15 protein-coding genes and 2 pseudogenes are annotated in these 18,236 nt (G+C 71.1%); 16 read left to right on the top strand and 1 reads right to left on the bottom strand.

The genetic code is table 11. From position 1 onward, the window contains the following. Positions 1–3: 3 nt before the first annotated feature. The 9 genes and pseudogenes from QUE44_RS05900 (at position 4) to QUE44_RS05860 (ending at position 9,795) form a co-directional block, all read left to right on the top strand. Positions 4–1,170, top strand: a complete 1,167-nt coding sequence (locus QUE44_RS05900; protein WP_286216414.1) for a phosphatidate cytidylyltransferase — start codon at positions 4–6, stop codon at positions 1,168–1,170. Beyond that, a complete protein-coding gene (gene rlmN / locus QUE44_RS05895) occupies positions 1,167–2,279 on the top strand; it encodes a dual-specificity RNA methyltransferase RlmN (protein WP_486304398.1) in 1,113 nt (370 codons plus the stop codon). Before QUE44_RS05900 ends, rlmN begins: the two co-directional genes overlap by 4 nt. After that, positions 2,279–2,842 carry a DivIVA domain-containing protein gene (locus QUE44_RS05890; protein ID WP_286216412.1) on the top strand — a complete coding sequence of 188 codons (564 nt, stop codon included), beginning with the start codon at positions 2,279–2,281 and terminating at the stop codon, positions 2,840–2,842. Before rlmN ends, QUE44_RS05890 begins: the two co-directional genes overlap by 1 nt. Beyond that, positions 2,839–3,993 carry a 1-deoxy-D-xylulose-5-phosphate reductoisomerase gene (dxr, locus tag QUE44_RS05885; RefSeq protein ID WP_286216411.1) on the top strand — a complete coding sequence of 385 codons (1,155 nt, stop codon included), beginning with the start codon at positions 2,839–2,841 and terminating at the stop codon, positions 3,991–3,993. The genes QUE44_RS05890 and dxr overlap by 4 nt, the downstream gene beginning before the upstream one ends. Before the next feature lie 5 nt (positions 3,994–3,998). Then, the gene (locus tag QUE44_RS05880; protein ID WP_286216409.1) at positions 3,999–5,312 is read left to right on the top strand and encodes a M50 family metallopeptidase; all 1,314 of its coding nucleotides are present in this window, start codon (positions 3,999–4,001) and stop codon (positions 5,310–5,312) included. 37 nt (positions 5,313–5,349) lie between these two features. Further along, a complete protein-coding gene (ispG, locus tag QUE44_RS05875; RefSeq protein WP_286216408.1) occupies positions 5,350–6,504 on the top strand; it encodes a flavodoxin-dependent (E)-4-hydroxy-3-methylbut-2-enyl-diphosphate synthase in 1,155 nt (384 codons plus the stop codon). After that, positions 6,501–7,421 (top strand): GNAT family N-acetyltransferase, encoded by a 921-nt coding sequence (locus QUE44_RS05870; protein WP_286216406.1) that lies wholly within the window; start codon positions 6,501–6,503, stop codon positions 7,419–7,421. Before ispG ends, QUE44_RS05870 begins: the two co-directional genes overlap by 4 nt. Positions 7,422–7,575: 154 nt before the next feature. Continuing rightward, entirely contained in the window at positions 7,576–7,917 is a 342-nt protein-coding gene (locus tag QUE44_RS05865; protein WP_286216404.1) for a hypothetical protein, read from the top strand. A 77-nt stretch (positions 7,918–7,994) separates the two neighbouring features. Continuing rightward, a pseudogene (locus QUE44_RS05860) lies at positions 7,995–9,795 on the top strand (proline--tRNA ligase). A gap of 285 nt (positions 9,796–10,080) precedes the next feature. Here the strand turns inward: QUE44_RS05860 and QUE44_RS05855 are convergent. Continuing rightward, the gene (locus tag QUE44_RS05855) at positions 10,081–11,049 is read right to left on the bottom strand and encodes a DUF4439 domain-containing protein (protein ID WP_286216402.1); all 969 of its coding nucleotides are present in this window, start codon (positions 11,047–11,049) and stop codon (positions 10,081–10,083) included. Between the two features lie 93 nt (positions 11,050–11,142). On the opposite strand from QUE44_RS05855, the gene rimP reads away from it, so the two are divergent. The 7 genes and pseudogenes from rimP to QUE44_RS05820 all read left to right on the top strand — a co-directional run bounded on the left by rimP (position 11,143) and on the right by QUE44_RS05820 (position 18,143). Further along, positions 11,143–11,610 (top strand): ribosome maturation factor RimP, encoded by a 468-nt coding sequence (gene rimP / locus QUE44_RS05850; RefSeq protein ID WP_286216401.1) that lies wholly within the window; start codon positions 11,143–11,145, stop codon positions 11,608–11,610. A 4-nt stretch (positions 11,611–11,614) separates the two neighbouring features. Beyond that, entirely contained in the window at positions 11,615–12,622 is a 1,008-nt protein-coding gene (nusA, locus tag QUE44_RS05845; protein ID WP_286216400.1) for a transcription termination factor NusA, read from the top strand. Between the two features lie 18 nt (positions 12,623–12,640). Then, entirely contained in the window at positions 12,641–12,925 is a 285-nt protein-coding gene (locus QUE44_RS05840) for a YlxR family protein (RefSeq protein ID WP_286216399.1), read from the top strand. A 129-nt stretch (positions 12,926–13,054) separates the two neighbouring features. Next, positions 13,055–15,789 (top strand): annotated as a pseudogene (gene infB, locus QUE44_RS05835) (translation initiation factor IF-2). Further along, positions 15,789–16,220: a 30S ribosome-binding factor RbfA gene (gene rbfA / locus QUE44_RS05830; protein WP_286216398.1), complete on the top strand. Its 432-nt coding sequence runs from the start codon at positions 15,789–15,791 to the stop codon at positions 16,218–16,220. Before infB ends, rbfA begins: the two are co-directional and overlap by 1 nt. 4 nt (positions 16,221–16,224) lie before the next feature. Further along, on the top strand, positions 16,225–17,163 hold the full coding sequence (gene truB, locus QUE44_RS05825; RefSeq protein ID WP_286216396.1) for a tRNA pseudouridine(55) synthase TruB: 939 nt from the start codon (positions 16,225–16,227) through the stop codon (positions 17,161–17,163). Next, complete coding sequence (locus QUE44_RS05820; protein WP_350226909.1) at positions 17,160–18,143, top strand: bifunctional riboflavin kinase/FAD synthetase; 984 nt, start codon at positions 17,160–17,162, stop codon at positions 18,141–18,143. The genes truB and QUE44_RS05820 overlap by 4 nt, the downstream gene beginning before the upstream one ends. The last annotated feature ends 93 nt before the right edge of the window (positions 18,144–18,236 follow it).

Raw genomic sequence — 18,236 nt, 5'->3', positions numbered from 1 at the left:
CTCATGAGGTGGGGGCGTCGCCGCGACGCGGACCTCGACACCTCGACCGGGCCGGAGCCGGCCCCGACGCCCGGCGCGACGTTCGTGCCCGTGAGCGGCGCCGAGCCGGGCGTGCGCGACGCATCGCCGTGGCCCGCGGGCCACCCCGAGGGCGATCGTGAGCTTCCCGGTCCGGCCGACGCCGCGATCGAGCATCCCGCCGCGACCGCGCCGGTGGCCTACGCGGCCCCCGAGGTGTCCGAAGCCGTGGCCGCCGCGGAGTCCGCGCTGGTGACGCGTCGCGCGGGCGAGGACGATGTCGTGGACCCGGTCGACGTGGCGGTCCCCCTCTCGGGTGCGATGCCCGTCGCGACCCCGCGCCGCGCGGGGCGCAACCTGTGGCTCGCGTCCGCCGTCGGCATCGTCCTGGCCATCGGCGCGCTCGTCGCGGCCTGGTGGAACCCGCTGGTCTTCGCGGTGACCATCTATGCGTTCTGCATCGCGGCCGTGATCGAGTGGCGCGCCGCGCTCGCGCGGCACGGCATGCACGTGTCGATCGCCCCCGTCATCATGGCCACGGTCGGCATGGGAGTGGCCACCTGGTACGGCGGGGGAGAGGGGCTCGTCGTCGCGTTGCTCGTCGCCAGCGCGGGCGTGGTCGCGTGGAGGATCGTCGACGACCGCATCGAGAACACCCTCGCGGACTCTCTCGTGGGCATCCTCACTCTCACCTGGATCCCGTTCCTGGCATCGTTCATGCTTCTCCTCGAGCTCGCGGACGAGGGCTGGAAGCGCGTCGTGATCCTGATCCTCGCCGTGATTCTCAACGACACCATGGCGCTCTTCACGGGCATGCTCTTCGGGCGGCGCAAGCTCGCGCCGCGCGTGAGTCCCAAGAAGACGTGGGAGGGCGCGATCGGCGGCGCGGCGTTCGGCGTCGCGGCAGCGACGGTCGCGGCCTTCGCCCTCCTCGACGGCCGCTGGTGGATCGGCACGGCGGTGGGACTCGGCGCTGTCGTCGCCGCAGTGCTTGGCGACCTCGCGGAGTCGGCGCTCAAGCGCGACATCTCTGTGAAGGACATGTCGAGCGCGATCCCTGGCCACGGCGGCGTGCTGGACCGCCTCGACTCGATGCTGCCCGCCGCGGCGGTCGCCTATCTCATCTTCGCTCTACTTCTGGGGACCTCATGACCTCGCATCCCACTCTTCCCATGCTTGCGCCCCGGCGCGGCAAGCCGCCGCGCCACTTCGCGGACCTCGACGCCGTCGAGCGCGTCGATGCGCTGCAGCAGCTCGGCCAGCCCAAGTTCAGGGCCAAGCAGCTCGCGACGCACTACTACGACCACCTCACGGTCGACGCCGAGGACATGACCGACCTTCCCGCCTCCGCGCGCGAGGATCTGGTCGCGGAGCTGTTCCCGCCCCTGCTCACCAAGGTCACGTCGCTCACGGCGGACGACGGCGAGACGGTGAAGACGCTGTGGAACCTCATCGATCACGCCAAGGTCGAGTCCGTGCTGATGAAGTACCCCGAGCGTGCCACGCTGTGCGTGACGAGCCAGGCAGGCTGCGGCATGGCCTGCCCGTTCTGCGCGACGGGACAGATGGGGCTCACGCGCAACCTGTCCGCCGCGGAGATCGTCGAGCAGGTGCGGCTCGCCGCGCGTGCCGCGCGCGACGGGGAGTTGGGCGGCGACCCCGTGCGGCTGTCGAACGTGGTGTTCATGGGGATGGGCGAGCCGTTGGCCAACTACGCGGCCGTGATCACCGCCGTGCGCGCGCTGACGAGCCCCGCGCCCGAGGGCTTCGGGTTGTCGGCGCGCCACGTCACCGTGTCGACCGTGGGCCTCGTCACCGGCATCGATCGCCTCGCGAGCGAGGGCATCCCCGTCACGCTTGCGCTCAGCCTGCACGCCCCCGACGATGAGCTCCGCGACACGCTCGTGCCCATCAACGCGCGGTGGAAGGTCGATGAGGCGCTCGACGCCGCGCGACGCTATTTCGACGCGACGGGCCGCCGCGTGAGCATCGAGTACGCGCTCATCAGGGACATCAACGACCACGCGCACCGCGCTGAGCTGCTCGCCCAGAAGCTCACGGCACGCGGCGACGGCTGGGTGCACGTCAACCCGATTCCGCTCAACCCCACCCCCGGCTCGAAGTGGACCGCCTCGGACCCCAAGGTCGAGCAGGAGTTCGTTCGCATCCTCAGGATGCACGGAATTCCGACCACCATCAGGGATACTCGAGGCAGCGATATCGACGGCGCATGCGGCCAGCTGGCGATCAAGGAGAGATGATGACCGTCCTGTTCCCCAAGGTGAATGCCCTGCGTCTCGGCTATCACCCCGCGCAGGTCGAGGCGTTCTTCGACACCGCGAGGTCGGTCTACGAGCGGCCCGGTCAGGCCCCGACGGAGCTCGAGCCCCTCGACGTCCGCCGGACCGCGTTCGACCTCAAGCACGGCGGCTACGAGACCACGGCCGTCGACGCGGCGCTGGATCGCCTCGAGGTGGCCTTCGTGGGCCGCCAGCGCGAGGCCTTCGTGCGCCGCAACGGACAGGACGCGTGGATGCAGGACCTCGCCCAGCGCGCTCAGACGCTCTATCCGCGACTGCGCCGGCCGGCGGGAGAGCGGTTCGCTCACCCCGCACGGCTCGGGCGCGGCTACCGCGCGAGCGATGTCGACGAGTTCCTCGCGCGCGTGACCGCCTTCTTCGACCGGGGCGCGCCGCTGACCGCCGACGAGGTGCGCGCCTCGACGTTCCGCGCCGCGCGCGGTGCTCGCGCGTACGACGAGGGCACGGTCGACGCGTTCCTCGCGCGCATGGTCGACATCCTGCTCGGCGTCTCCGAGGGATGACCCGCACCGTCGCGCTGCTCGGGTCGACCGGGTCCATCGGGACTCAGGCGCTCGACGTCATCGCGCGCCACCACGACGCGTTCGACGTGGTCGCCCTCGCCGCGGGCGGAGCCGACCCGGCGGCCATCATCGCCCAGGCGCGGGAGCATCGTCCCTCCTACCTGGCCGTCGCGCGCGAGTCAGCGGTCGCGGAGATTGCCGCCGCACTGCCCGGGGTCGAGGTCGCCGGTGGCGCCGATGCCGTGGTCGAGGCCGCGCGCAGGGGAGCAGACGTCGTGCTCAACGGGATGACGGGATCCGTGGGCCTGCGGCCCACGCTCGCGGCTCTCGAGTCGGGCTCGACGCTCGCGCTCGCCAATAAGGAGTCGCTCGTGGCCGGCGGAGCCCTCGTGCTCGCGGCCAGGCAGCGCGAGGATCAGATCGTGCCCGTCGACTCGGAGCATTCGGCACTCGCTCAGTCACTGCGCTCGGGCGCCCACAGCGAGGTGCGATGCCTCGTGGTGACCGCCTCGGGAGGCGCCTTCCGCGGCCGATCTCGCGCCTCGCTCGCGGCGGTCTCCCCGGCCGATGCCCTCGCTCATCCGAACTGGGACATGGGCCCCGTCGTGACGATCAACTCCGCGTCGATGGTGAACAAGGCGCTCGAGGTCGCCGAGGCACACCTCCTCTTCGACATCCCGATGGACAGGATCGACGTCGTGGTGCATCCGCAGTCGATCGTGCACTCGATGGTCGAGTTCGTCGACGGCGCGACCATCGCGCAGGCGTCGCCGCCCGACATGCGCCTGCCGATTGCGCTGGGGCTCAGCTGGCCCGACCGCCTTCCGGACGTCGCTCCGCGACTCGACTGGACCCACGCACAGGCGTGGACCTTCGAGCCGCTCGACGAGGACGCCTTCCCCGCGATTCGCCTCATGAGGGACGCGGTGGCGGCCTCCGCGCTGCACCCCGCGGTGTACAACGCCGCCAACGAGGAGTGCGTGAGGGCCTTCGTCGACGGCGATCTTCCCTTCCTCGGGATCGTGGACACGGTCCGGAGCGTTGTCGAGGCGTACGACGCGCCGGCGGAGGTGACGCTCGACGAGGTCGACCATGCGGAGTCGTGGGCACGCGAACGCGCGGCGCGCGCGATCGCGGCGGCGAGAGGGTAGGAGACATGGCTGAGGTAGTGGGATGGATCGTGCTGCTCGTGGGGCTGCTGATCTCGATCGCCCTCCACGAGGTGGGCCACATGGTCCCCGCGAAGAAGTTCGGCGTGCGCGTGAGCGAGTACTTCGTGGGCTTTGGGCCCACCGTGTGGTCGCGGCGCGGCAAGGAGACCGAGTACGGCGTCAAGGCCATCCCCTTGGGCGGCTACGTGCGGCTGGTGGGGATGATCCCGCCCGAGGCCGCGGTCAAGCCCGTCCGCGGCAACGGGCGCATCGCGCGCCTCATCGCGGACACGCGTGCCGCGTCGGTGGATGAGATCCTGCCGGGGGAGGACCACCGCGCGTTCTACCGCCTCACCTGGTGGCGCAAGGCGATCGTGATGCTCGGCGGACCGGTCGTGAACCTCATCATCGCCGTCGTGCTCTTCACCGGTGTGTTCTCCTTCGTCGGCACGCCGGGCCACCCGACCCTGACGGTCGCGAACGTGACCGCGTGCGTGCCCGCGGCGGGCGCGATCGACTGCGCGCCGGGCGATCCCGCCTCACCCGCCTCGCTCGCGGGTCTCGAGCCTGGCGACACGGTGACCGCGGTCGACGGCACTCCGGTGTCGACGTGGGACGAGCTCACCGGCGTGATCGCCGCGAGCCCGGGCGAGGAACTGCTGCTCACGGTCGAGCGCGAGGGCGGCACCGTCGAGGTGCCGGTCACACCCGTGCCGCGCGAGCGGGCGACGTACGACGAGAATGGCGCACCGATCGTGGACGCCGCGGGCGCTCCGGTGACGGAGACCGCCGGCTACCTGGGTGTGTCGCCCACCGCCGAGACGCAGCGCCAGGGCATCGGCGCGGGCGTCGAGTGGACCGGCTACGTCCTGGGCCGCACCGCCGAGGTGATTGTCGAGCTTCCCCAGCACGTCTATCACGTCGCCCGTGCGGCCGTGGGCCTCGAGGAGCGCTCGCAGGAGTCGATCATGGGAATCGTGGGCGTGGCGCGCGTCACCGGCGAGATCTCGGCGGCGGAGGTCGACGGCTACGGGCTCACCGAGAAGGTCGCCGACATGCTCATGCTGTTGGGAGGCCTCAACCTCGCACTCTTCGCCTTTAACATGATTCCGCTCGTGCCGCTCGACGGCGGACACGTCGCCTCCGCGCTGTGGCAGGGGATCAAGAACGGCTACGCAAAGGTGCGCGGGTTGCCGCGTCCCGCACCGGTCGACGTGGCCCGCATGATGCCCCTCGCGTACGGCGTTTTCGCGCTCCTGCTCGTCATGGGCGTCATTCTCATCTATGCGGACATCGTCGCCCCCGTGACCGTGGTGTGACGGACAACCTCGACCAACCTTGGGAGATACTGAACCCGTGACGACTATCGGATTGGGGATGCCCGCGCTGCCGGCGCCCGTGCTGTCCCCGCGACGCAAGACCCGCAAGATCAAGGTGGGCGACGTGTACGTGGGCGGAGACGCGCCCATCAGCGTGCAGTCGATGTGCACCACCAAGACGCACGACGTCAACGCGACGCTCCAGCAGATCGCGGAGCTCACCGCGTCGGGCTGCGACATCGTTCGCGTCGCGTGTCCCACGCAGGACGACGCCGACGCGCTCGAGGCGATTGCGCGCAAGTCCAACATCCCCGTGATCGCCGACATCCACTTCCAGCCCAAGTACGTGTTCGCCGCGATCGAGGCCGGCTGCGCCGCGGTGCGCGTCAACCCGGGCAACATCAAGAAGTTCGACGACCAGGTCAAGGAGATCGCGCAGGCCGCGAAGGACCACGGCACGTCGATCCGCATCGGCGTCAACGCCGGCTCGCTCGACCCGCGGCTGCTCGCCAAGTACGGCAAGGCGACCCCCGAGGCACTCGTCGAGTCCGCGGTGTGGGAGGCGAGCCTGTTCGAGGAGCACGGCTTCCACGACTTCAAGATCTCGGTCAAGCACAACGACCCCGTCGTGATGGTGCGCGCCTACGAGATGCTGTCGGAGCGCGGCGACTGGCCGCTGCACCTGGGAGTGACCGAGGCCGGCCCCGCCTTCCAGGGCACCATCAAGTCCGCCACCGCGTTCGGTGCGCTCCTCAGCCAGGGCATCGGCGACACGATCCGCGTGTCCCTCTCCGCCCCTCCCGTCGAGGAGGTGAAGGTGGGCATCCAGATCCTCCAGTCGCTCAACCTGCGCCCCCGCAAGCTCGAGATCGTGTCGTGCCCGTCGTGCGGGCGCGCTCAGGTGGACGTCTACGAGCTCGCGGAGAAGGTCACCGCGGGACTCGAGGGCATGGAGGTGCCGCTGCGCGTCGCGGTCATGGGTTGCGTGGTCAACGGGCCGGGCGAGGCGCGCGAGGCGGACCTTGGCGTGGCCTCGGGCAACGGCAAGGGTCAGATCTTCGTCAAGGGTGAGGTCATCAAGACCGTTCCCGAGAAGGACATCGTGGAGACGCTCATCGAGGAGGCGATGAAGCTCGCCGAGACGATGGAGCCGGTCGACGGCGCGAGCCCGCAGGTGATCGCGGCGTCATGACCGACTCGCTGCTGAGGCGCGCGCAGCACACGCTGGCGCCCCTGCAGCGGCGTGACCTGGCGGCCGCGATCGAGATCGCGGCCGCGGATCCGGTGGCCAACGTGGTGCCCGCGATGCACCTCGACATCGCCCGCGCGTCCGGGGTCATGCCCGCCGCGATGTGGGCCGTGCGGCGCCGCGTGGGCCTGCATTCGGCCCTCGCGGGCCTCGTGTGGAACGGCGCCAATCTGGCGGCGGTGTTGCCTGGCGAGGAATCGGACGATGCCGAGTCGCTGCGCGCGGACGTCGCCGCGGCGGCGGTGGCGAGGCTGACGAGGCCGGCCGCGCTCGTGGGACCCGCGCAGACCACGCTCGACCTGTGGGGCCGCGTCGAGCCGTGGTGGGGGCCGGCGCGCGAGGTGCGCGCACGCCAGGTGTCGATGGCAATCGACTCCGAGCCCGTGCGGGTCGCGGGAATCGGCGCCGCGGGACTGGAGCTTGCGGCGGTGCGCCGTGCGACACTCGACGATTACGACCGGCTGCTGCCCGCGTGCGTCCACATGTTCATTGGCGAGGTGGGCTACGACCCGATGCGTCACGGCCGCGCCGGCTACGAGGAGCGGCTGCGGTCGCTCGTGCGCGCGGGACGGTCCTTCGTGCAGTTCGGCGAGGTGGACGGCGAGCGCCAGGTCGTGTTCAAGGCCGAGGTCGGTGCGCTGGGCGGGGGAGTCGCGCAGCTCCAGGGGGTGTGGGTGCACCCGACGGTGCGCGGCAGGGGCCTCGCGCGTGCGGGCCTCGGCGCGGTCGTGGACGCCGTTCGCGGGTCGCTCGCTCCCACCGTGAGCCTCTACGTCAACGACTTCAACCCGGTCGCGATTCGCGCGTACGAGGCGGTGGGCTTCCGGCGCGTGGGACAGTTCGCGACGGTGATGTTCTAGGCCGATGTCCCACGCCGACTCAATCGGATGTGGAATAGGTTACTTGGTGCAGGATTGCGCCTTCGCGGCACTGTCGCCCCAGGTAGTCCAGCGGATAGTCTCGCCTCGAACGTGACCCACCGCCCCGAGGCGTGTCTTCATCCTGGGAGAAGCGATGCCCTCATTCATGTCGCTTGCTCGGCCGGTCGCACTCGCATGCGCCGGCGCGCTGCTTGCCACGGGGGCAGCCACGGCGGCATCGGCGGGCGTGCCGACCACGGCGCCCGCGTCGGTGGCGGCTCTTCCCGCGCAGATCGAGTCCATCGACGTCTCGGCCGACGCGTCCTCGCCGCACTTCTCGGAGCATGCCGAGGCGATCGACTTGGCCCAGGACCTCGGAATCGTGCGGGGGTGGACGACCCCGGCCGGCGTCGCGTTCCGTCCCGAGGACCTCGCGCGCCGTGACGCGGTCGGGGCCTTCCTCTACCGCGCGGAGCTCTACGCGCTGAACGGCTAGCTCACCCGCGACCGACGGGACGATACGCGGTCCCGAACCGCGCATCGTCCCGTCGCCCGCCCGATACCCTTGTGCCCATGCTGCGCATGTCCACGCTCTTCCTCCGCACGCTGCGTGAGGACCCCGCCGACGCCGAGGTCGCGTCGCACAAGCTCCTGGTGCGCGCCGGATACATCCGGCGTGCCGCCCCCGGCATCTACTCGTGGCTCCCGCTCGGCCTGCGTGTGCTCGCCAAGGTCGAGGCGGTCGTCCGCGAAGAGATGAACGCAGCGGGCGGCCAGGAGGTGCACTTTCCCGCGCTGTTGCCCAAGGAGCCTTACGAGGCCACGGGCCGCTGGACGGAGTACGGACAGGGCATCTTCCGCCTCGTGGACCGCAAGGGTGGCGACTACCTGCTCGCGCCCACGCACGAGGAGATGTTCACGCTGCTCGTCAAGGACCTGTACTCGTCGTACAAGGACCTACCGCTGACGATCTACCAGATCCAGACCAAGTACCGCGACGAGGCCAGGCCCCGGGCCGGCCTGCTGCGCGGACGCGAGTTCATCATGAAGGACTCGTATTCCTTCGACGTGACCGACGAGGGCCTCGACGCCTCCTATGCGGCCCAGCGCGAGGCATACATCCGCATCTTCGACCGGCTGGGACTCGAGTACGTGATCGTCACGGCCACGTCGGGAGCGATGGGTGGCTCCAAGTCGGAGGAGTTCCTGTCGCCCACCGCGATCGGCGAGGACACCTACGTGCGGTCGCCCGGCGGCTACGCCGCGAACGTCGAGGCGGTCACCACGCCCGTGCCGGCGTCGCTCGACTGGGCGGACGCACCGGCCGCGCACGTCGAGGACACTCCCGACACGCCCACGATCGCGACGCTCGTCGACCACGCGAACGCCGCCCATCCGCGCGCGGACCGTGCGTGGACGGCGGCCGACACCCTCAAGAACGTCGTCGTGGCGCTGACGGCACCCGCGGGGAGCGCAGCCTGCTCGTGGTGGGCATCCCCGGCGACCGAGAGGCGGACATGACGCGGCTCGAGGCCGCTCTCGCTCCGTACGGCGTCGAGGCAGCCACCGAGGAGGACTTCGCGCGGCACCCGCAGCTCGTGAAGGGCTACATCGGTCCGGGCGCGCTGGGTCCCCAGGCGCGCGCCGAGGGCGTCGCGAGGGGCGACGAGGGCGACACTGCCATCCCGTACCTGCTCGACCCGCGCATCGTCCCTGGAACCCGGTGGATCACGGGCGCGAACGAGCCGGGACGCCACGTCTTCGACCTCACCGCGGGGCGTGACTTCGTCGGCGACGGGACGATCGAGGCCGCCGAGGTCCGTGCGGGCGACCCCGCCCCCGACGGCTCGGGGCCGCTCGAGTTGGCCCGCGGCGTCGAGATCGGCCACATCTTCCAGCTCGGTCGCAAGTACGCGGAGGCTCTCGACCTGCGGGTGCTCGACGAGAACGGCAAGCAGCAGGTCGTCACGATGGGCTCGTACGGGATCGGCGTGACGCGCTGCCTCGCGCTGCTCGCGGAGAACAACCACGACGAGCTGGGCCTGAAGTGGCCGATCGGTGTCGCGCCGTATCAGGTGCACCTCGTCGCCACGGGCAGGGACCAGGCGGTGTTCGACGCCGCCGACTCCTCGCCGCGGCCCTCGAGAGCAACGGCATCGAGGTCTGCTACGACGACCGCCCCAAGGTCTCTCCCGGCGTCAAGTTCAAGGACGCGGAGCTGATCGGCGCGCCGTTCATCCTGGTCGTGGGTCGCGGCCTCGCCGACGGCGAGGTCGAGCTCAAGACGCGGGCCGGCGGAACGAGCGAGCCGGTGCGCGTGGACGATGCCGTCGAGACCGTGGTGGCGCGCGTCAGGGAGGCGCTGGTCCAGTAGGCGGGGGCGGCTCCGCCACACGCTCGCTACCCCGCGGCTCCGCCACACGCTCGCTACCCCGGTTCCCCCATCGGCTCCGCCACACGCTCGCTACCCCGCGGCTCCGCCACACAACGAGGCGCGGCATCGTCCCCTCAGACCCTTCACGAGTGCGACACGCCGCCGACACGCCGAGGGCCGTGTGGCGCAGCCGCAAATTTGTGTGGCGGAGCCGCGAGGCCGAGCGCGTGTGGCGGAGCCGCGAGGCCGAGCGCGTGTGGCGGAGCCGCGAAGGAACCCGCGAGGTCAGTCCGCGAGCTCGAGCCCTGGCAGCGCGGGGACATCCGTCGCCGCGAACCCGGGCAGCGACGCCGCGCGCACGTAGGCGTCGTACGAGGCGTTGAGGATCCAGTCTGCATCGTCGGCGGTCGCGTCTCCCAGAAGCCGCGCGTAGCGCTCGGCGAGGTCGATTTCGATCGCCAACGCCAGCGCGGCGCGTGACGCTGGGCTCGCCACGGAGTCGGGTGACACCGCGTAGAGCTCGGCGCGCGCGTCGTCGACGCCGTCGAGGGCGATGAGGTCGGCCGCCCTGGCCCGGTGCAGCGCGGCGAGTTCGAGGGCAGCGAGTCGCTCGTCCTCCTCGGCGCGCGCGGCACCCACCTCAAGCGCAAAGGCCGCGCGGTCGTGATCCACCGCGAGCGCCGCGAGGGTCGCGGCAGGCACTGCGGTGCCCTCCGCGGGAACCAGCGAGTCCGTGGACGTGCCCGGCATGGGGCGCGCGGCGGGTGCCTCTCCCGCCGCGGCAGGCGCGTCGAGCGCGACGGCATGCGAGAGCGCAATCGAGCGCAGCAGCGCCGTGAGCGACGGGTCGGACGCCGCGGCGGTGGACGCGGCATCGAGCGCGCCCTCGATCGCCGCCTTGACGGCGTCCTCGAGGGCGTGCTGCGGCACCGGCTCTGAGGCCGTCGCGCTCCACTCGGGTGACGGAGACGGCGTCGCGACGTACACGCCGCCGAGTGCCTCAAGGTGCGCCGCCGCGGTGCGTGCGGTGGACTCCTTGAGCAGACCGGACCCCGCGGCGTCGAGTACCGCCTGTTCGCGCACCGCGGCCGCGTCCCGCATCGCGACCTCGGGAGTGGGAGTGCGCCGCTCGATCGGGGGAGTCTCCGCGCGCCACGAGCATCCGGTGACCGCGCCGGTCGCGACGAGCGCCGCGACTATCGCGGCCGCCGGTCGGAGTGCGGTGCGCGCGATCCGGGAGGCGGCGGCGGTCATGCGGCACATCATGACACGCCCCCGACAGGGCCCTACAATGTGACCGACCGAATTTCAGGAACGGAGCGCGTGCCGCGCGTGGGAGGCGATGCCATGGACATCTCGAGCCGCATCACGGAGCTCGCCGCACCGGCCGCACAGGCTGCTGGACTCGTCGTCGAGGCCGTCGACGTGACCGCCGCGGGCAAGCGCTCGCGCGTCTTCGTCACGGTGGACCTGCCCGAAACCGAGACCGGCAGCGCGGACCTCGACCGGATCGCGGAGGCGGCCCGGCTCATCGGCGCCGCCCTCGACGAGGCTGATGTCCCCTCGACGCCCTACGTGCTCGAGGTGTCGACGCCTGGCACCGACCGGCCGCTCACCGAGCGCAGGCACTTCCTGCGCGCGCGCACGCGGCTGGTGGAACTGCGCCTCGACGAGGGCACCGTCACGGGCCGCCTGCGCGACCTTGACGGTGACGCCGTCGTGATCGACGTCGAGGGCGAGGAGCGCCGGCTGGAGCTCGGTCAGATCCGCAGTGGACGGATCGTCGTCGAGTTGAAGAGGCTGGGAGAAGAGTAGAACCATGGACATCGACATGCAGGCCCTGCGCGGCCTCGAGCGCGAGAAGGACATCCGTCTCGACGTGCTCGTGGACGCGATCGAGCAGGCGCTGCTCTCGGCCTATCACAAGACCCCGGGTGCCTATCGGCACGCGCGGGCGCACCTCGATCGCACGTCGGGCAAGGTGACGATCTTCGCGCGCGAGGACGTCGAGCCCGACCAGGAGCCCACGGATCTGCCCGAGTTCGATCACACGCCGGCGGACTTCGGTCGCATCGCGACCTCGACCGCGCGGCAGGTGATCTTCCAGCGCCTGCGTCAGGCGGGGGACGATGCCGTGCTCGGCGAGTACGCGGGACGCGAGGGACAGCTCGTGTCCGGCGTGATCCAGCAGTCCTCCGACCCCCGCAACGTCCACGTCGACCTTGGTGACGTCGAGGCGATCCTGCCCCCGCACGAGCAGGTGCCCACCGAGGTTTACGTCCACGGTGAGCGCATCAAGGGCTTCGTCCTCGACATCTCGCGCGGCCAGAAGGGTCCGTCGATCACGCTGTCGCGCACGCACCCCGGCCTCGTGCGCAAGCTCTTCGAGCTCGAGGTCCCCGAGATTGCAGACGGCACTGTCGAGATCATGAGCCTCGCCCGCGAGGCGGGCCACCGCACGAAGGTCGCCGTCCGCGCGACCGTCCCTGGCGTGAACGCCAAGGGTGCGTGCATCGGCCCCATGGGTTCGCGCGTGCGTTCCGTGATGAGCGAACTGCGCGGCGAGAAGATCGACATCATCGACTGGCACGAGGACCCCGCGACGTTCGTGGGCAATGCGCTGTCGCCGTCGCGCGTGGTCTCGGTGACCGTGGTGGACGAGGAGGCACGCGCCGCTCGCGTCGTCGTTCCCGACTTCCACCTGTCGCTCGCGATCGGCAAGGAGGGCCAGAATGCCCGCCTCGCGGCACGCCTGACGGGGTGGCGCATCGACATCCGCTCGGACGAGCAGCCGGACGTGCCAGGGCGCGCCGGTTCCGGCCGTTGACCGGGACCCGCTAGACTGGTGCAGCCGAGAGAACCGTCTCGTGACGTCGGCGCCCCCGCGAGCGCTCCCCAGGAGCCCACGCGGACGTGCGTCGGCTGCAGGGGTCGGGGGTCTCGGTCGGTCCTTGTGCGCGTGGCGTGCGTGGACGGCCACGCGGTCGTCGACGAGCGTCGCAGCCTGCCGGGACGGGGAGCCTGGTTGCACCCCGACCCGCAGTGCCTCGCACAGGCGCTGAGACGGAAGGCCTTCGCCCGCGCGCTGCGCGTCGCGGAGCTTGATGTCACCGGCCTCAAGGTCGGCTAGCGTGGATCGCGTCCACCCATCGAATCAGACGGGATGAAAGCCCATGGCCATCCGATGAGCACCTCACGATGAGCACCCAGCCGTAACGATGGCTCGACCCTGTCTTGGGCGAGCCGAGACAGGAGAGAAGTGGCAAAGCCCCGCGTCCATGAGATCGCGAAGGAGCTCGGAGTCTCGAGCAAGGACCTGATCGCCAAGCTGAACCAGCTTGGCGAGTACGTGAAGGGTCCGTCCTCCACCCTGGAGGCCCCGGTCGTCCGCAAGGCCAAGGAGGCCTTCCCGGCACCGACCGCCGCGGCCCCCGTAGCATCGGCCGCTCCCGCGGCCAAGTCGGCTGCCGCGCGCCCCGGCGCGCCCAAGCCCGGCCCCAAGCCGGCCCCCTCCGCCCCCGCGGAGCCGGAGCCCGCCCCCGAGCCGGCACCCGCGCCCGCCGCGGTGAAGCCGGCCTCGACCCCCGCCCCGCGCCCGCCTCGAGCGCGTCGGCGGCTTCCGCGGACGCCGCACCGGCCGCGCAGGAGTCTCCCGCGGCATCGGCCGCCGACTCCTCGGCCGCCAAGCCGGGAGCGGCGCGTCCCGGCGCCCCGTCGCCCAGCGACATGCCGCGCCCCCGCCCGCGACCCGCGGGCAACAACCCATTCAGCGACCGCGCGGCCGGACCCCGTCCGCGCCCGCGTCCGGGTGGCAACAACCCGTTCCAGGCTCCCCGTCCCGGACCGCGCCCCGGCGGCGCCGCCGGAGCGGGTGCTCCTGGCCGTCCCGGCGCCCCTGGTGGCGCCCGTCCGGGTGCCCCGTCCGGTACCCCGGGTCGGGGCTTCGGCCCGCGCCCCGCGGCCGGTCCCGGCGGCGCTCCCGGCCGTCCGGGTGGCCCCGGAGGCTTCGGCGGCGCTCCCGGTAGCCGTCCCGCCGCCGGTGGTCGCGGTCGCGGTGGAGGCACCGCGGGTGCGTTCGGTCGCCAGGGTGGCAAGCCCGTGCGCGGACGCAAGTCCAAGCGTGCGAAGCGGCAGGAATACGAGCAGCAGCAGGCGCCCGCGATCGGCGGCGTCAACATCCCCCGGGGTGATGGCTCGACGCTCATTCGCCTGCGCCGAGGCGCGACCCTGAGCGACTTCGCCGAGAAGATCGACGTCAACCCCGCGTCGCTCGTCACCGTCCTGTTCCACCTGGGCGAGATGGCGACCGCGACGCAGTCCCTCGACGAGGACACGTTCTCCGCGTTGGGTGCCGAGCTGGGTTACCAGATCCAGATCGTGTCCCCCGAGGAGGAGGACCGCGAGCTGCTCGAGGACTTCAACATCGACATCGAGGCCGAGCTTGCGGCCGAGACCGATGAGGAGCTCGAGGCCCGCCCGCCGGTCGTCACCGTCATGGGTCACGTCGACCACGGAAAGACCCGCCTGCTCGATGCGATCCGCAAGTCGGACGTCATCTCTGGCGAGGCCGGCGGCATCACCCAGCACATCGGTGCGTACCAGGTGCGTCACGTCCACGAGGGCGTCGACCGTGCCATCACGTTCATCGACACGCCCGGTCACGAGGCGTTCACCGCCATGCGTGCCCGTGGTGCCAAGGTCACCGACATCGCGATCCTCGTGGTCGCGGCGGACGATGGCGTGATGCCCCAGACCATCGAGGCCCTCAACCACGCGCAGGCCGCCAACGTGCCGATCGTGGTCGCGGTGAACAAGGTGGACAAGGAGGGGGCCAACCCCGCCAAGATCCGCCAGCAGCTCACCGAGTACAACCTCGTGGCCGAGGAGTACGGAGGCGACACGATGTTCGTCGACGTCTCCGCGCTGCAGGGCAAGGGCATTGACGACCTCCTCGAGGCCGTCCTGCTCACCGCCGATGCCGGACTCGACCTGCGTGCGAACCCCAACAAGGACGCGCGCGGCGTGGCCGTCGAGGCTCACCTCGACAAGGGTCGCGGCGCCGTGGCGACCGTGCTGGTCAACTCCGGAACGCTGCGCGTGGGCGACGCGATCGTCGCGGGCACGGCCCACGGCCGCGTGCGTGCGATGTTCGACGAGCACGACAACCAGGTCAAGGAGGCGCTGCCGGCGCGTCCGGTCCTGGTGATCGGCCTCACGTCCGTGCCCCGCGCGGGCGACACCTTCCTGGTGGCGGACGACGACCGCACGGCCCGTCAGATCGCCGAGAAGCGCGAGGCCGCGGAGCGTGCCGCTCAGCTCGCCAAGCGTCGCAAGCGCATCTCGCTCGAGGACTTCAACCAGGCCCTCGAGGACGGCAAGGTCGAGACGCTCAACCTCATCATCAAGGGTGACGTCTCCGGTGCCGTCGAGGCGCTCGAGGACGCGCTGCTCCAGATCGACGTGGGCAAGGAGGTCGACCTGCGCATCATCCACCGTGGAGTGGGTGCCGTCACGCAGAACGACGTCAACCTCGCGACGGTCGACAACGCGATCATCCTGGGCTTCAACGTCCGTCCGGCCGAGCGGGTCCAGGAACTCGCCGACCGCGAGGGCGTGGACATGCGCTTCTACTCGGTCATCTACCGGGTGCTCGAGGACGTCGAGTCCTCGCTCAAGGGCATGCTCAAGCCGGAGTTCGAGGAGCGCCAGGTCGGCGGCGCGGAGATCATGGAGATCTTCCGCTCGTCCAAGTTCGGCAACATCGCGGGCTGCCTCGTGCGCACCGGTGTCATCCGCCGCAACGCTAAGGCGAAGGTGGTGCGCAACGGTGTCGTCATCGGTGAGCCGACCATCGACACGCTGCGTCGTTTCAAGGACGACGCCACGGAGGTCAAGGAAGGCTTCGAGTGCGGTATCGGACTCGGTAAGTTCAACGACATCCAGGTGGGCGACATCATCGAGACGTTCGAGACGGTCGAGATTCCGAGGTCCTAATGGCAGACAGCGCACGGGCGCTCAAGCTCGCGGGCACGATCAAGAAGATCGTTGCCCGCGCGCTTGAGACCGAGATCAAGGATCCCCGGCTGGGGTTCATCACCGTCACCGATGTGCGGGTGACGGGCGACCTCCAGCAGGCATCCGTGTTCTACACGGTGCTGGGCGGGGACGAGGAGCGCGAGGACACCGCGAGGGCGCTGCAGTCGGCCAAGGGCCGCCTGCGCTCCCTCGTGGGGTCCCAGCTCGGCATCCGTCTCACCCCGACGCTCGAGTTCCATCTCGACGCGGTTCCTGAGACGGCGGCGTCGCTGGACCGTGCGCTTCACGAGGCGCACGTGAGGGATCAGGAGCTGATGCGCATGCGTGAGAACGCGCAGTACGCGGGCGAGGCCGATCCCTACCGTCACGACGACGAGGACCAGGTCTAGCGCCGTGGGACGGCGGGGCCCCGAGCCCGCGCCCGGAATCGTCGTCATCGACAAGCCTCAGGGCTGGACGTCGCATGACGTGGTCGCGCGCGTGCGCCGGCTCGCGCAGACGTCCAAGGTGGGCCACGCCGGCACGCTCGATCCCATGGCCACGGGGGTTCTCGTGGTGGGGATCGGGCGTGCGACGCGCCTGCTCACGTACATCGTGGGCCACGACAAGTCCTACGACGCGACCATTCGCCTGGGCGAGGCGACCGTCACGGATGACGCGGAGGGCGAGGTCACCTCGCGCGCCGATGCCTCGGTGGTGACGGACGATGCCCTGGCGCGGGGCGTCGCGGCCCTCACCGGCGACATCCTGCAGCGTCCGAGCGCGGTGAGCGCGATCAAGATCGACGGCAAGCGCGCGTACGCGCGCGTGCGCGGCGGCGAGGAGGTCGAGCTCCCCGAGCGGCCGGTGACGGTGTCACGCTTCGAGGTGGTCGACGTGCGTCGCGCGGGAGGGGTGGTCGACGTCGACGTGCGCGTCGACGTGTCGTCGGGCACGTATGTGCGCGCCCTCGCGCGCGACCTGGGCGCGGGGCTCGGCGTCGGGGGACACCTCACGGCCCTGCGCCGCACGCGCGTGGGCGGGCTCGACCTGTCGCGGGCCCGCACGCTCGAGGAGTTGGGCGCGCTGGTCGAGGCGGGGGAGACGCTGCCTCGTGTGAGCCTTGCCGAGGCCGCCGCCGCGACCCTGCCGGTGCTCGAGGTCTCCGACGACGACGCACGGGCGCTCGGTTACGGGCAGTTCATCGACGCGATCGTCGACGGCCCGACCGTCGCGATCGCGCACGGGCCGCGCGCGATCGCGGTGATCGAACCCAAGGGGCCGCGCGCGAAGCCCACGGTCGTCTTCGAGCCGGCCGCGGCATCGTCCGCTCCCGACGGTGCGGCACAATGACCGACATGCAGGTGTGGCGTTCGCTCGCGGAGATCCCCGATCTGGGTCCCGCCGTCGTCACGCTCGGCAACTTCGACGGGGTCCACCGCGGTCACCAGGCGGTGCTCGGTGCGATGGTCGAGGACGCGCGCGCCCGCGGGCACGTCGCGCTCGCCATGACCTTCGATCCGCACCCCAAGGCGGTGCACGACCCCGCGCACACCCCCGAACTCATCACGGGTCTCGACGACCGGCTCGAGCGTCTTGCCGCGACCGGCCTCGACGGCGTCCTGGTGGTGCGCTACACGCTCGACTTCGCGCGCCAGACACCCGAGGAGTTCGTGCGCGACTACCTGGTGTCAGGCATGCGCGCGACGAGCGTCGTGGTGGGCCGGGACACCAAGTTCGGACGCGGCAACGCGGGAGACGTCGAGACGATGCGCGGCCTGGGGGCCGAGCTCGGCTTCGAGGTGGAGATCATCGACGACGCGTGCGCGCTTTCGGAGTCGGGACGCCGGTGGTCGTCGACGTGGGTGCGCGAGCTGCTCGACGAGGGCGACCTGCCCGCCGCGACCGAGGTGCTCGGGCGCGAGCACCGGCTGCGCGGCACCGTCATCCACGGGGATGCGCTCGGCAGGGAGATCGGCTTCCCGACCGCGAACCTCGACCACACGGCCGGCATGATTCCTCGCCACGGCGTGTACGCGGCGTGGCTCACGGTCCTCGATGCGCGCGGCAATGCGAACGCCGGACGCCTCGCGGACGTGCGCCTGCCCGCCGCCGTGAGCCTCGGCATGAACTACACGGTGGGAGGCACGGACCTCCGCATCGAGGCGTACGTGATCGACGCGACGGGGCTCGATCTCTACGACGCCGAGGTCGCGCTCGACCTGGTCGAATGGCGCAGGCCCATGCTGGACTTCGGGTCGCTCGAGGCGCTCATTGCCGCGCTTGGCGAGGACGTCGACTGGTCCAGGGAGCGGCTCGGGCTGCGCGACTGAGGCGCCGCGGCGGAGTGTTACCAGGCCATTAAGTTTGGGTCCCGAAAGGGTCACGACCGCGACAGCGTCCGATTTGCGGGCTATGGTCGAAAG

Origin of the sequence: Demequina sediminis (assembly GCF_030296675.1) — a bacterium.
GTDB lineage: Bacteria > Actinomycetota > Actinomycetes > Actinomycetales > Demequinaceae > Demequina > Demequina sediminis.
The sequence above is the reverse complement of the archived record's forward strand: the minus strand, read 5'-3'. Positions and strand labels throughout refer to the sequence as shown.

What these genes read in the sequence shown, in the direction of transcription:
- QUE44_RS05820 (WP_350226909.1), top strand. Translation starts at nt 17,160, where the DNA reads ATGACCGACATGCAGGTGTGGCGTTCGCTCGCGGAGATCCCCGATCTG.
- rimP (WP_286216401.1), top strand. Translation starts at nt 11,143, where the DNA reads ATGGACATCTCGAGCCGCATCACGGAGCTCGCCGCACCGGCCGCACAG.
- QUE44_RS05900 (WP_286216414.1), top strand. Translation starts at nt 4, where the DNA reads ATGAGGTGGGGGCGTCGCCGCGACGCGGACCTCGACACCTCGACCGGG.
- rbfA (WP_286216398.1), top strand. Translation starts at nt 15,789, where the DNA reads ATGGCAGACAGCGCACGGGCGCTCAAGCTCGCGGGCACGATCAAGAAG.
- QUE44_RS05855 (WP_286216402.1), bottom strand. Translation starts at nt 11,049, where the DNA reads ATGACCGCCGCCGCCTCCCGGATCGCGCGCACCGCACTCCGACCGGCG.
- QUE44_RS05870 (WP_286216406.1), top strand. Translation starts at nt 6,501, where the DNA reads ATGACCGACTCGCTGCTGAGGCGCGCGCAGCACACGCTGGCGCCCCTG.
- rlmN (WP_486304398.1), top strand. Translation starts at nt 1,167, where the DNA reads ATGACCTCGCATCCCACTCTTCCCATGCTTGCGCCCCGGCGCGGCAAG.
- QUE44_RS05880 (WP_286216409.1), top strand. Translation starts at nt 3,999, where the DNA reads ATGGCTGAGGTAGTGGGATGGATCGTGCTGCTCGTGGGGCTGCTGATC.
- nusA (WP_286216400.1), top strand. Translation starts at nt 11,615, where the DNA reads ATGGACATCGACATGCAGGCCCTGCGCGGCCTCGAGCGCGAGAAGGAC.
- QUE44_RS05865 (WP_286216404.1), top strand. Translation starts at nt 7,576, where the DNA reads ATGCCCTCATTCATGTCGCTTGCTCGGCCGGTCGCACTCGCATGCGCC.
- QUE44_RS05890 (WP_286216412.1), top strand. Translation starts at nt 2,279, where the DNA reads ATGACCGTCCTGTTCCCCAAGGTGAATGCCCTGCGTCTCGGCTATCAC.
- dxr (WP_286216411.1), top strand. Translation starts at nt 2,839, where the DNA reads ATGACCCGCACCGTCGCGCTGCTCGGGTCGACCGGGTCCATCGGGACT.